General features: G+C 65.8%; 12 protein-coding genes and 1 tRNA gene. 4 read left to right on the top strand and 9 right to left on the bottom strand.

The features are described 5' to 3' along the window. Positions 1-84: 84 nt before the first annotated feature. Both mddA and GGD61_RS07630 read left to right on the top strand, forming a co-directional pair. Entirely contained in the window at positions 85-873 is a 789-nt protein-coding gene (mddA, locus tag GGD61_RS07635) for a methanethiol S-methyltransferase (RefSeq protein WP_177237077.1), read from the top strand. A 213-nt stretch (positions 874-1,086) separates the two neighbouring features. Beyond that, positions 1,087-1,509, top strand: a complete 423-nt coding sequence (locus GGD61_RS07630; RefSeq protein WP_018316309.1) for a GFA family protein — start codon at positions 1,087-1,089, stop codon at positions 1,507-1,509. 65 nt (positions 1,510-1,574) lie between these two features. Here the strand turns inward: GGD61_RS07630 and GGD61_RS07625 are convergent, their stop codons facing one another. Beyond that, positions 1,575-1,799, bottom strand: a complete 225-nt coding sequence (locus GGD61_RS07625; RefSeq protein ID WP_028139882.1) for a hypothetical protein — start codon at positions 1,797-1,799, stop codon at positions 1,575-1,577. Positions 1,800-2,037: 238 nt separating this feature from the next. Between GGD61_RS07625 and GGD61_RS07620 the strand changes: the two genes are divergently transcribed. Then, positions 2,038-2,328: a hypothetical protein gene (locus tag GGD61_RS07620; protein ID WP_018316308.1), complete on the top strand. Its 291-nt coding sequence runs from the start codon at positions 2,038-2,040 to the stop codon at positions 2,326-2,328. 135 nt (positions 2,329-2,463) lie between these two features. Here GGD61_RS07620 and GGD61_RS07615 read toward each other — a convergent pair whose 3' ends face one another. The 6 genes from GGD61_RS07615 to GGD61_RS07590 all read right to left on the bottom strand — a co-directional run bounded on the left by GGD61_RS07615 (position 2,464) and on the right by GGD61_RS07590 (position 9,911). Beyond that, positions 2,464-4,410, bottom strand: coding sequence for a sensor histidine kinase (locus tag GGD61_RS07615; RefSeq protein ID WP_092255762.1), 1,947 nt, complete (start codon positions 4,408-4,410; stop codon positions 2,464-2,466). Beyond that, a complete protein-coding gene (locus GGD61_RS07610; protein ID WP_026201644.1) occupies positions 4,407-5,090 on the bottom strand; it encodes a response regulator transcription factor in 684 nt (227 codons plus the stop codon). The genes GGD61_RS07615 and GGD61_RS07610 overlap by 4 nt, the downstream gene beginning before the upstream one ends. A 151-nt stretch (positions 5,091-5,241) precedes the next feature. Continuing rightward, on the bottom strand, positions 5,242-7,998 hold the full coding sequence (locus tag GGD61_RS07605; protein ID WP_092255760.1) for a DUF2235 domain-containing protein: 2,757 nt from the start codon (positions 7,996-7,998) through the stop codon (positions 5,242-5,244). A gap of 244 nt (positions 7,999-8,242) precedes the next feature. Further along, positions 8,243-8,470, bottom strand: coding sequence for a hypothetical protein (locus tag GGD61_RS07600; protein ID WP_018316304.1), 228 nt, complete (start codon positions 8,468-8,470; stop codon positions 8,243-8,245). An 861-nt stretch (positions 8,471-9,331) separates the two neighbouring features. Then, positions 9,332-9,634, bottom strand: coding sequence for a hypothetical protein (locus tag GGD61_RS07595; RefSeq protein WP_092255758.1), 303 nt, complete (start codon positions 9,632-9,634; stop codon positions 9,332-9,334). Positions 9,635-9,826: 192 nt separating this feature from the next. Further along, positions 9,827-9,911, bottom strand: a tRNA-Leu gene (locus GGD61_RS07590). A gap of 157 nt (positions 9,912-10,068) precedes the next feature. On the opposite strand from GGD61_RS07590, the gene GGD61_RS07585 reads away from it, so the two are divergent. After that, on the top strand, positions 10,069-10,611 hold the full coding sequence (locus GGD61_RS07585) for a disulfide bond formation protein B (protein WP_092255755.1): 543 nt from the start codon (positions 10,069-10,071) through the stop codon (positions 10,609-10,611). Positions 10,612-10,782: 171 nt separating this feature from the next. On the opposite strand, the gene GGD61_RS07580 is transcribed toward GGD61_RS07585, so the two are convergent. Both GGD61_RS07580 and GGD61_RS07575 read right to left on the bottom strand, forming a co-directional pair. Beyond that, entirely contained in the window at positions 10,783-11,868 is a 1,086-nt protein-coding gene (locus GGD61_RS07580) for an AbrB family transcriptional regulator (RefSeq protein WP_092255752.1), read from the bottom strand. 100 nt (positions 11,869-11,968) lie between these two features. Beyond that, a complete protein-coding gene (locus tag GGD61_RS07575) occupies positions 11,969-12,241 on the bottom strand; it encodes a PsiF family protein (protein ID WP_092255749.1) in 273 nt (90 codons plus the stop codon). Between the last annotated feature and the right edge of the window lie 178 nt (positions 12,242-12,419).

The following is a 12,419-nucleotide window of genomic DNA, read 5'->3' as shown; positions in this document are numbered from 1 at the left end:
CCGGTCGCGAAAGTCTGGGGACGTCCGATCCGGCATGGTGCGAAGACCAAACAGTGTCGATGCCTCGGCACAACGGAGCGTTCTATGACCCAACTTGATCACCAGGTTCATTCCATCAGCCCGGAGGTTGCGGGCTCACGCATTTTCAAGTTCATCGCCTTTCTGTACGGAATTGCGGCATATCTCGTGTTTTTCGTCACCATTCTCTACGCCATCGGCTTCGTCATGGGGATGGTGGTGCCCAAGACCATCGATACCGGAACCGACACGCCGACGGCCGAAGCCGTCATCGTCAATCTCCTCCTGATGTCGCTGTTCGCCCTTCAGCACAGCGTGATGGCACGCAAGCAGTTCAAGGCGTGGTGGACGCAATTCGTCCCCAAGCCGGTCGAGCGCTCGACCTATGTGCTGTTCGCGAGCCTGTCATTGCTGCTCCTGTTCTGGCAGTGGCGCCCGCTGCCTGCGATCGTATGGAATGTCGAGAACCCGGATCTCGCCGTGACGTTGGTCACGCTGTCCTTCGCTGGGTGGATCCTGGTGTTCACCAGCACCTACCTGATCAATCATTTCGAATTGTTCGGATTGCATCAGGTGACCAACCATCTGGTCGGCAAGGAGATGACGCCGCCGCGCTTCAGGACGCCGCTGCTCTACAATTTCGTCCGCCATCCGATCTATCTCGGTTTCATCATTGCGTTCTGGGCGGCGCCGACCATGACCGCGGGGCATCTGCTGTTTGCGGTCGTCACCACGCTCTACATCTTCGTCGGCATCGCGCTGGAGGAGCACGACCTCGTCGCTCTCTTCGGCGACGAGTACCGGCAGTACAAACAACGGGTGTCGATGCTTATTCCCTGGCGTCGGTCACTCTAGCCTCGGTGCGGCACCGCGCGTCCGCCGAACGGAGGACGCTTGGCCGCGCCGGCTGAGGTATGCGAGCATCTCACATACCCGTCCCCTCAACGTCCCCGGGGTGATGTCCCCCTTCACCCCGACACCTCTCCCCGCATTCCCATCGGTCCCGACATATTGTGGACGAGGAGCGGGGAGAGGATTTCTTCCTCTTCATCAAACGGAGACGACCAAATGAAACATGTCGGAAATTGCTTCTGTGGCGCGGTCACGATCGAGGTCACGGGCGCACCGGAGGCGATGGGCTATTGCCATTGCCGCTCCTGCCGCTCCTGGTCGGGCGGTCCGGTCAACGCCTTCAGCCTGTGGAAGCCCGAGGCCGTGCGCGTCACCGAAGGCGCCCAGAATGTCGAGACGTTTGCCAAGACGCCGCTCAGCCAGCGCCAATATTGCAAGAAGTGCGGCGGCCATCTCATGACCAACCATCCGCCGCTCGGACTGGTCGACGTCTTCACCGCAACCATCCCGACGCTCGCCTTCGCGCCCGGCGTTCACGTCAACTATGCCGAGACCGTGCTGCCGATGCGCGACGGCCTGCCCAAGCTGAAGGATTTTCCGGCCGAGTTCGGCGGCAGCGGCGAGATGATGCAGGAGTAGCGGCGCCGGGTGTTGAGAGGGCGGCAGCACGCCGCTCCTCTCTTCTTCGCGAGAGCGTTGGCAGATCAGCCGCCGCGTGATTCGACGACCTTGCGGCAGCTGTCCGAGAGTTTCGACTTGTTCTCGCGCAGGCAGGCATTCATCTGAGGGGGCTTGCCGATATGCTCAGCGCAGAATTTGCTGGCATCGCCACGGCAGGCCATTTGCTCCTGGACCGATGGACCGGATTGTGCAGCAGCGGGCAGGGCGGAAGCGGCGAGCAGCAGCGCGGCAACAGCTGAAATCTTCATAAAGCACCTCTTTGGAATCGACGTTGGTCCCGACCGGGATCAATCGGGCCGGACCATCTCGCGAAGGTCGTGCGTGGGTCCATGCCATGTTCATGGCGTCGGCCCGGTGTCCCGGCCGCGGCAACCCCCATCTTCATGGCATGTATCCGCGCGCCGTATTTTGTCATTCAGGCTGCACCTCGGCTGCGAAACCCGGTGATTGCATCGGGACGCCGAACGGGAAGCAGGAGAGCAAAGGATGTCGAAGAGAGCTGGAGCGCTGAGTGCGGGGCTGACGGTCATGGCGCTGGCCGGCGCGGCGATGGTGTCGCTGGGCACGAGCCCGGCGCAGGCGGTGGTCTATTGCAAGACGGTCGGCGTGCCCAAGGGCTGCGTGGTGCGGCCGACGGCGGCCGTGGTGGTCGCGCCGGGAGCGCCGGTCGCAAGAGCCGCGGTCGCAACGCCCGGCGTCGGCGCCCCCGGGGTCGGCGTGCGCGCGGGAACGCCGATGAATCGCGGCGGCCCGGTCAATCGCGTCGGCGTGCGCTGATATTTCCATTCGATTGAATTGATTGCATCGCCTCGGGCCCAGGGCGCCCTGCGGACGAACCCCCGTCCTCCGCCGGCAAATCACCCGGCCCGTTCCCTCTCTCCGCGCGTCCCACACGTTCGGAGAGGGGGCTTTTCAGCCCGCAGCCGCGTCGCTGTCGGGAAAACGCTGCGGCAATTGCAGCCGCACCCGCGTGCCGGAAGCATCGGAACTCAGGTCTAGCACGGCGCCGCAGCGCGCGGCGCGGCTTCTCATGTTGCGCAAGCCGCGCGCGGTCTGGCCCGCGCGGGCGGTCTCTCCATGGCCGGCCAGCGCAAAGCCTTGGCCGTCGTCGGTCACGCTGATCAGGCCGTACGGCCCCTCGCTTGCATCGAGCGTCTCGATGGTGACCGCGATGCGGTGGGCGTGTGCATGCTTGACCGCATTTGTCACGGCCTCGTCGAGGATGCGCACGATCTGGATGACGTGCCATGGCCTGAGTTCAGGGTGCAGGGGCAGGCCCTGCGGGGTCGCCACGCGCCAGTCGAGCGTGATGTCGTGCGGCCGCAATTGCGCGCTCGCGCGCTCGCGCCAGGAGCCGAGCGCGAGCATCAGGTCGCCGCCGATGTCGTCCATGGAATCGATGACGAGACGCAGATCCTTCAACGCGGCACGGGCGGCGTCGGTGATGGTCGCGCCCTCATGGCCGCGCTCGGAGAGCGCGACGATGCTGACGAGCTGGCCGCCGAGGCCGTCATGCAGGTCACGCATCAGACGCGTGCGCTCATTGGCGAGCGCGGCGGCGCGCGCGCGCTCCTCCTCGCGGACGAAGCTCGCCTTCAGCCGCTCCTCGGCCTCGCGCACACGTGTCACCAACTGGCCGGCGAAGCTGTCGACCTGGTTGAGCGCGCGGGCGAAGCGCCAGGTCAAGCCGGCCCCGATCGCGACCAGCATCGCCGAATAGGACAGGCGCGAGACGAAGATGCGTTCGTTGGCGACGATCTCGAACACCGTGAACATGTCCTGGACCCAGCAGACCAGCACGATGGTGACGGCGCATCCGATCGTGAAGCTTGCCGCGTCCTGCCGCCGGACGACCGCGGTCGCGGTCACGCAGGCCATCAGAAACAGGCAAATCCCGACGGTGGGGATGCCGAGCACCAGAAAGAGGATGCGCGGCAGCGGCGGGCCCCCGATCAGCCCGACCACGAACACGACGAGGCCTGGCACGAACAGCAGCATGCCGTAGCGCGGCCAGCGCCAGCCGAAGAACAGCACGCCGAACATGACGACCAACGCGCTCTCGATCGGCGCGGACGCCAGCAGCACCGCGGCAAGCCGCGACGTGGCGGCCGGCGGAACCGGCGGCGGTACGTACGCCTGCACCACGCCGAGCACCATCGCGGCCGCCAACACGCCGTAGACCGGCTCGCGGCGCCGCATCAGCCACATGATCGCGAGGATGACGGCGAGGATCGACTGCCAGGCCGAAAACACCACGGGGAGGGTGACAAACAGCAGTGTGCGCGTCTCATAGGCTGGCCGCAAGGCGGCATCCGGCCCGACATAGACAGTGTCGAGAAAACCCTTCAACGGCCCCCACACGAACAGGCGCACCGTGATCTCGTTGGCGCCCTCGCGCAGCAGTGAGGCGGGTATCGCTGCGATCTGCGGCGTGTTGCGGTCGGGCCGGTTGGCATTGGCGTCGCGCCGGGAATCGAGCACGACGACGCCGTCGACGGCGACCTCCACCGCGTTGCTGAAGCGCGGCAGATAGACCGACCATCCCGCTGCCGCTTCGCCGCGCCGGAACGTGAAGCTGCCGGTGTAGAGCGGTGGGTCGTCCAGGGAATAGCGCGACGCCGTGAAATGCGGGAGGTTCACGGGCAGCGTCACGCCGTCCTGCCGCAGCGAAAACCCGCTCAACGCAAAATCGTCGGGATCGCTCGGCTGCAGCAGCCGCAGCCCGAGAATGGTGGCGATCACGATCAGGGCCTGCATCAGCAGATAGGGCACGAGGCGCGAGGCGATCAGCCGGCGCCGCGGCCGCGTAGGCGCCTTCGTAGCTGCCTTGATAGGTGCTTTGGCCGCGATCTCGCTCACAGCTTGATCAGGCCCTGCTGCACCGCCTCGAAGACCGCTTCGCTGCGCGTGTGCACCTCAAGCTTGCGATAGATGTTCTTGATATGGCCGGGCACGGTCTGCTTGGACAGGCCGAGATGGCTGGCGATCTCGGCATAGCTGAAGCCTTTTGCGATGCCCCAGAGAATGTCGATCTCGCGCGGTGTCAGCCTCGCCGTGTTGAGCGCCGGGCCGGGCGGCGGCTCCGCCGAATTTGGCGCGGCACCTTGGGTTCTGCGCACGATGAAGCGCGCGATGGAGGCCGAGATCGGCGAATGGCCGGCGACCAGATCGCGCACCGTGGTGGCGATGTCGGTGGGGAAGGCGTCCTTGAGCAGATAGCCGGTGGCGCCGACTGTGATCGCCGAGATCACGCTTTCCTCGTCCCCGAGGGCCGAGATCACCATGATCTCGGTGTCGGGGAAGCGCTGCCTCATCTCGCGGATCAGCTCGATGCCGTGGCCGTCGGGCAGGCGCAGATCGGTCAGCAGCACGCGGGGCGCGCCGCCGGCAAGCGCGGAACGGGCTTCGCCGAGCGTGCCGGCGCTGCGCACCTCGTAGCCGGCCTTGACCAGCGCATCCTGCAGCCGCCAGCAGGTCGGCGCGTCGTCCTCGACGAGGAGGATGGTGATGGCTTCACCCGTCTCGCCCTGTTCGGTCATGATCATGGTCCCGCGACCCGCGTGTCCCCCGCGGCGCAAGGGCAAGTTTAACCACCGGACGCAGGCAGCGACACCCATAATCATGGGGGCGGGAATGCCCCGTGTCCAAGTCGCGGCGCGGAGCGCTCCGACGCTGCGTCCCCGCTGGACCTCAGTTGCTCGCCAGCGGTAATGCCGGCTTGTCCGGCGGCATCGGTGGGGCCGGCAGGCGCTGGACCTTGATCTTCGCAGTGCCGCTATTGTTTCGGTAGAACAGATCGTGCGGCCCCTGGATCGCATCGAGCCAGGACGGGACCCACGACTCCGGAAGCAGCCGCGGGAATATCTGGACGGCGTCATTGACGTAGAAGAACAGCTCGCCGGACTCGGGCGCCACGAATTCGGCGACGACGCGGCCGGTCAACAGCTGCTTGGTCCAGACCTGGCCTGCCTCGGCGAGCATGGCCGGCGGAATCGGTTCGAATTTGCCGAGTCCGTCGAGCCTGCCCTTGAATTCGGCCGTGTCGTCGAGCCGCGCGGGGTACCTGTTGCGGCTCCTGCTGATGTCGTCCTCCGCGGGCAGGGTGGGCTTCATGCGGCGGGGAAATTCGTCGGCCGGCATCACATTGACTGCCTTGAGCGGCAGGTCGTTGATGCCTTTGCTGCCGACGCGCACCACGGGCTGAAACCAGTCCGCGGCGAACAGACGACGCTCCGGCAGCGCCACGTAGTGGTGCGGCTCGTAGGTCGCAAATCCGTTCACGCCGCTCATGATGGTGCGGTCGAACCATGGCTCTTTGATCTCGAGAAAGACGCGGTATTTGCGGCCCTTCTCGACGGCGAGCCCGCTCCACCAGCAAAAGTCCCTGGTGTCGAATAACGCGCGCGCGTCGACCGGCTCGTCCGTCACCGGCGTGCCGGTCTGGAACGCGGCCGAGCCCTTGACGGCAGGCGGCGAGCAGACCGATCCGAGGGCGAGACGTGCGGTGAACAGGCTGCTCGACACGATCAGCGCGGCGGAGCCGAAGATCGCGATCAGGAAGACCGCCGGCACCAGTCCCCTGGTGATGACGTGCTGCGCCGGGCTGGCGTTCAGGCGCATCCAGTGTCCGAGCCGCATCAACGGCCCCGGCTTGTCGATGTGCTCCATGCTCGCCCTGCGGCGCGACGTGTTCCATGCAAGACGCGCCCGCTCCTCGATGTCGTCACGCAACGTTCCGTTCTTTTGCCAGATCCACCAGGTGACGATCACCACGATCGAGGTCAGGAAGGGATAGTAGGTCGCGATGTTGAGCCAGGGGGCCGCATAGGACGGCACCACGTCTTGCAGCAGATTGGTCAGTGGCGCCACCACTGCGCCCATCACCCAGTCGATATTGGTGATGAAAGACAGTGCGCCGGTGCCCTCCAGGGCGCGGTCTTCGGACCATTGCACCAGCGCGTGCGCGATCCACGGCCACGCGGCGATCACGCCGGCCATGAACAAAAGCGAGAAATAGGCGACGCGCCGCCACCACACGGTGTCGCGCGTGAGGCTCGACATGGTGGCGTCCGGCGTGCTCATCCCAGTGAAGGCCCTGGCCTCCTCGGTACGACGCGGTCCCGTCGCCTTTTGCAGATAGGCGGCCTTCATGACCTCGCGCGCATGCTGCTCGTCGAGATCCTTGGTCTCTCCCTCCGATCGCAGCGGCAACCTCGTTCCGTCCGGCAGCAGCACCAGGCAGTTCGCCGGAAGCATGATGGGGGCGTAATCGTCGCAGCCGAGCAGCATGCGCTCGATGACGGCGAAGTGCACCACCGGCAGCCCGCCATTCACGTCGCCGCTGAGGATCGGACGCGGCCCGTAGCGGTACAGCACCGCTGCGCCGCTGCGTGAATCATGCCGCGGCCCGAGCGCCGATTGATATTCCCTGAAATGCTCGATCTCGCCGTCCTGGAAGCGCAACCGGTCGCCGAGCTGCTCGACCATCCAGACTAGCGGCACGAAGGACAGCGTGGATTCAGGATAGCCGCCGCCGATATCGGAATGGACGCCCGTGAACCACACTTCCTTGACGATCTGTCCCTCCGCCAGATGGCTCTGGTCGATCCGCAGCGGATGGAAGGTGGTGCGTTCGTCGTCGAGCGCGAGCGCGTGACAGGCGTGCCTGACCTTGTGCGACAGCCGGTGATTGCGGAACGAGATCGGCCAGATTGCCCAGTCGATGGCGAGGCGGAGCTCCTCGACCGGCACGCCGAAGGCCTCGACGGTGTCGAACAGGCCGAGGAATGCGATCTCGACCTCGCTGCGCCCGTTCATTTTGCTCCGCACCTCGGCATAGCTACGGTGCCCGCAAAGCCAGTGATAGACGAACAGCAGGAAGTCGCGGATCCAGCGCGTGACCCAGATCGTCGGCAAGCTCTTGGTCCAGGGCACGGTCTCGCGCCGATACTCGCGCCAGGCGGCTTTGACGTTGCGCCCCATCTCCGCGTGCGACACCGGCGTGTCGTCGATCTCCGCCGGCACCAAGCCCTGGCTCGCGATCAGCGCCGCCAGCGTGCGCGCGGTGAAGGCGCCGCGGCTGAAGCCGAAGATGTAGATCTCGTCGCCGGGTCGCCAATTCCAGCACAGGAAGCGATAGAGCTTGCGTACGTTGCCGGGGACGCCGATGCCGGTGGCGCCGTCGAGCGCGGCAAGCGGTGCCCAGCCGGCGGTGCCGACACCCTTGATGTAATGCGAGATCTGGTCCGGCTGGGTATGGTCCAGGGCCTCATACAGACGCCAGACGCTGGATTCCTGCTTGGTGAACGCATTGCCGGTGCCGTCGGCGAACAGCACCAGCTTGCGTCTTGGCAGGGCCGCGCCCGCGCCGGCATTGCTGTCTTGATCGCTGGGCGCGCGTTCCGGCCTCGGAGAATCGGCGTTCCCCCCGACATCATGATGCGTCATGGGCCCCTCCGGCAATTCGACAAGGAAAGCGTCAGGCCAAACCGGGCACCATTTCCCGGAATCAATCAGTGGTTGAAATCTCTGACTCATGAAAACACAGGTGCATTCTGCGCACAGTCGCGTTGAGGTAGCAAGCGGGATCGTGCGGCGTCGCCGTGTCGGGTCGTCGCTGGCTGGCGGCGGCGCTGCCTCCAGCGGTCGTTGTCTCCATGGCGACAGACTTGTGCTGGATGGGCTGACGCCGTTACGAGAGATCCACCCGCGGCGGCGGGTAGCGCCGCGCCAGCATCGACAGCGACAGATCGCGCTCGTCCGCCGGCAGCTCAAGATAGGCCAGCACCAGCGGCCGCTTCCAGTCGCCGACGCCGAAATCCATCGCCATCCATTTCTGCGGCTCGGGGCCTTCGAGGCCCCGGACCCAGACGAAATAGCGGGGGAGGTCGTCGGCGTCCGTCCTGCGTGTCCTGGCCATCAAACTGTCCGCTGCATCACATCTGCTGCCACAGGATATAGGGATCGGCGCGGCGAAGTGGAACGGCCTCAAGAAGCGTAATCTCTCCTCCTCGTCATTGCGAGGAGCTCTTGCGACGAAGCAATCCAGACTGTTTCCGCTGATGCATTCCGGGATTGCTTCGCTGCGCTCGCAATGACGATGCGGATACACGGGGGAGAAACGAAGCTATTGAGCTGCAGGAGATGATTCTCGGCCGGAACAAGGTCTGTCTGGACACTCGCCGCTTGGTCACACAAGATTCTGCTTGACCGAAATTCGGAAATATCGTATGTGTCGCTCATCCCGGCCCAAGGATAAGGGGCGTTTCGCGATCGTCACGATGCGCGGGCCGGGTGGCGGTGGACGTGGAGTGCATCGGCGCGCCAGCAATCGCAGGGCGGGTTTGGCCCGTGAGCGGTTGAGCAGCGCGCACACGACCGGTGCGGTCCGCGTACGGCAAAAGCGTGTCGTCCTGACGCCCGGGGTCTGTGCGTCAAGGCTTGTGGTGGTGAAGCGGCCCGACCGGGCACGCGCGCCAGTCATCCGCAAGGCGACGGGGGCAATAGTGCATCGCTCCCCGGGGAGAGCGCGCCATAAGCCGTAAAACCATTGCGCAGGGAAAGGCCGGGATGTCCTGGGCTGCCCTGTATGCCGCTGTGCATTTGTCTTCGCAATTTGCGCGCAGCGGACCGCGGGTGCCAGCCGGCGCCCGGCCTTCCCTGCGCCCTTTCCAAGGAAGGGGCGTCAAGAGAAGCACTGGACTCGGGCGTCATGCGTCGCGAGGCCGAAGAGGCGTGTCCTGTTACCTAGAAATTGAAGTGGGCACGCTGGTCCTGACGATCACCGCCACAACTCGCAGGTCGCCACGCGGTTGATGTCGGCGAGCCGGCGAGCGGCGTTTCCGTGCAGATCGAGGCTTTCGACCAGCGTCAGCAGGCGCCGATAGGCGTCCTCGGCAGTGTCGACCGGCAGCGGGGCCTCGTCAAAGGCCTCGACATAGCTGCCGATGACGCCGCTGAGCAGGCGGCACAGGCCGCGCTGGGCGGGATCGTGCTGGCCGAGCGTCTCGAGCTTCTGCTGAAAGGTCTGGAAGGTCCGCAAACCGTGGTGTTGCTGCGAAAGCCACGCGTGCAGGTCGTTCATATGAGCTCCTTCGAGTTACGGAAGAAGCTACCGGTTTATACAGTGGAGATGAGGGGATGGCTAGGGAGGGGGGAGAGCGAGTGTGTTGAGCCAGTCCGCCTTCGCCAAGGCTTCGGCGCGACAGCCTTCGCCGCTTCGCATGGATATGGCTGCGCCCGGCTTGCCGAGCCGTAGCTGCGAAGCAGCGAAGGCTGGTGCCCCTGGCCGGAATCGAACCAGCACTCCTTGCGGAACTCGATTTTGAGTCGAGCGCGTCTACCAGTTCCGCCACAGGGGCCCTCGGTCGGCCCTTGCAGGGAGCGTCGCGAAGCCGGCGGACTATAGCCATGGACAAAGCGGGGTCAACCCGCGCCAAAGTGATGTCAGCCGTTCTCGACAGCCGCATGGAGCGGGTCTAGAGGCTTAGGAGCGCGACCTACCGGAAAGAGGCTGCCGTGACGACCCAGAGTGCCGCCATACCTGCTGCGTTCAAGCCGGCTGCGAGCGGCGCTGCGCTGACGGCCTCGCTGCTCGTCACGCTGATTGCAGCCGCGACCATCGCGGGCGCCTGGTTCTTCCAGCTCGTGCTGGAGATCCTGCCCTGTCCGCTCTGCCTGGAGCAGCGCTACGCCTATTATCTCGCGATTCCGCTCGGTGCGCTCACGGCGCTGGCGGCGCGGAGCGGCGCGCCGCGGCCACTGCTGCTGGCGGGGCTGGCGATCCTCGCGCTGGCAACGCTCGCCAATGCCGGTCTCGGCACCTACCATTCCGGCGTTGAATGGGGGTTCTGGAAGGGGCCGACCGATTGCAGCGGTCCCGTCGTCAATCTCGGCAATGCCGGCGATCTGTTCTCAAAGCTCGACACCGTGAAGGTGGTGCGTTGCGACGAGGTGCAGTGGCGCTTCCTCGGCCTCTCGCTCGCCGGCTACAACGTCCTGATCTCGCTGCTCATGGCCGCGATTGCCGCGTGGGGATTTGCGAAGACGGCGAGAGGCTAGGTCAGCTGCCGTAGGTGGGCAGGCAGGCTGCCGTAGGGTGGGCAAAGGCGCGCCCTTCGCGCGCCGTGCCCACCATCTCGTAGTGATAAGGTCGAAAGAGAACGTGGGCACGGCGCTATGCGCCTTTGCCCACCCTACGAGAGCGGAGTTCGCGAGGCGCACCGCGCGCCGTTAATCATCCACATCGTCCTGCGTACGCCCGAACAGATGCACGATGCCCGGCGTTGCGATCGTCACGAACACGAAACGCGACAAATGGTGGGCCCCGACGAAGATCGGGTCGATGTGCAGCGTCAGCGCCAGCGCCAGCATGGCATCCATCGCGCCCGGCGCGAAGGCGACGACGGCGTCGGAGAATCTGACCTGGGTGGTCAGCGCCACGATGCCGACGAAGATGGCGGAGACGGCGATTGCGACCGTGAACGAGCCCAGCGCCGCGTTGAGGTGGCCGGCCAGCGTCTTGATCCGCATCCGCGCGAAGCGGCTGCCGATCAGCGCGCCGATCCCGACCAGCGCCACGCCGCGCACCCAGTCCGGCAGGCCGCCCTCGACCCAGCCGGCGCCATGCAGCACGCTGGAGGCGATCATGGCGCCGAACATCCAGCTCGCGGGAAACCTGATCAGGCGAAGGACCAGCGCCATGGCCAGCGACGCCGCGGCCAGCTCGACGAGATCGAGCGGCGAGGCGATCGTCGTCGCCAGCGACGGCGCGGTGGAGGGGGCGACGCCCGCAAACGCGAGCACCATCGGCAGGGCCGCGGTGAGGATGATGACGCGCATGGTCTGCACCACCGCGATTCCCGGCAGGTCGGCGCCGCGCTCGACCGCCAGGATCGTGATCTGCGACAGCGCGCCGGGGCTGCCGGCCAGGAAGGCCGAGGTGCGGTCCCAGCCATGGATGCGCTGGAGGTAATAGCTCGAGCCGAAGGTCGAGCAGAAGGTCGCGAGCGCAAGCAGCCCGATGGTGAGGGGATATGCGCCGACCTGCTGAAGCAGATGGCGCGAGACCACCGAGCCCAGCGAAATGCCGAGCAGCACCAGCACGGTCTGGGTCAGGAGCGGCGGCAGCGCGAGCTGGCGCCCGGCGATCGCGGCGATCCCGACCGCGATCATCGAGCCGGAGATCAGCCCGCCGGGAAGGCCGGCGAGGAGAAACACAAGGCCGCCGGCGGTGCCGATGACGAGCGTCTCCGCCGTGCTCAGGATCTTGGCACGGCTCGGCCATTCAAACGACAGGGAGGCGGCAATTTGCTTCACGCCACCTTATCGCAAATCAGCGAGAGGCGCACAATTGCAGGCTCGTCATGCCGCAATGCGCGCGCCTCTCGCTGGAAGCTCGCGGAAGATCGTGTCGGGGCTACTTCTTGTCGGCAGCCGGCGCGGCGGCGCCCGCCTTGGCGGTCTTGATGCATTCGGAGCGGAATTTCTTGCGCTCCTTGCCGTGCAGGCCCTTGGCGTCGGCCTGCTTGGAGCATTCGAGCGACTCCGCCGAGCGCTCCTTCGGGGCTTTCTTGTCGGCGGTGGCGGCAGGTTCGGTCTTGGCAGCCGGCGCGGCGGTCTGCGCGAAGGCAGTGCCGCCGGCGAGCAGGGAGGCGAGGGCGACGGCGGCGAGGCGAGAGGCGAGGGTCATGGTGTTGCACTCATCTTGCGAGAATTGCGAAGGGCTGCGAACGTCGGCTCGCATTGCTGAACGCGACATGAATAATCTGAACGGCGCCGTTACTATATTTTGGCGGCCGGGAGCCATCGCTTCCTTGTCGCAAATGGCCGGCACGCTAGGATAGCAATTCTTGTTTCACTTCCCCTCG

Source organism: Bradyrhizobium sp. SBR1B, from assembly GCF_014198205.1.
GTDB lineage: Bacteria > Pseudomonadota > Alphaproteobacteria > Rhizobiales > Xanthobacteraceae > Bradyrhizobium.
Note: the sequence above shows the minus strand (reverse complement) of the source record. Positions and strands in the feature narration are given on the sequence as shown.

Excerpts from the sequence above, each read along its gene's own strand:
- mddA (WP_177237077.1), top strand. The coding sequence starts at position 85 with ATGACCCAACTTGATCACCAGGTTCATTCCATCAGCCCGGAGGTTGCG.
- GGD61_RS07630 (WP_018316309.1), top strand. The coding sequence starts at position 1,087 with ATGAAACATGTCGGAAATTGCTTCTGTGGCGCGGTCACGATCGAGGTC.
- GGD61_RS07625 (WP_028139882.1), bottom strand. The coding sequence starts at position 1,799 with ATGAAGATTTCAGCTGTTGCCGCGCTGCTGCTCGCCGCTTCCGCCCTG.
- GGD61_RS07620 (WP_018316308.1), top strand. The coding sequence starts at position 2,038 with ATGTCGAAGAGAGCTGGAGCGCTGAGTGCGGGGCTGACGGTCATGGCG.
- GGD61_RS07610 (WP_026201644.1), bottom strand. The coding sequence starts at position 5,090 with ATGACCGAACAGGGCGAGACGGGTGAAGCCATCACCATCCTCCTCGTC.
- GGD61_RS07605 (WP_092255760.1), bottom strand. The coding sequence starts at position 7,998 with ATGACGCATCATGATGTCGGGGGGAACGCCGATTCTCCGAGGCCGGAA.
- GGD61_RS07600 (WP_018316304.1), bottom strand. The coding sequence starts at position 8,470 with ATGGCCAGGACACGCAGGACGGACGCCGACGACCTCCCCCGCTATTTC.
- GGD61_RS07595 (WP_092255758.1), bottom strand. The coding sequence starts at position 9,634 with ATGAACGACCTGCACGCGTGGCTTTCGCAGCAACACCACGGTTTGCGG.
- GGD61_RS07575 (WP_092255749.1), bottom strand. The coding sequence starts at position 12,241 with ATGACCCTCGCCTCTCGCCTCGCCGCCGTCGCCCTCGCCTCCCTGCTC.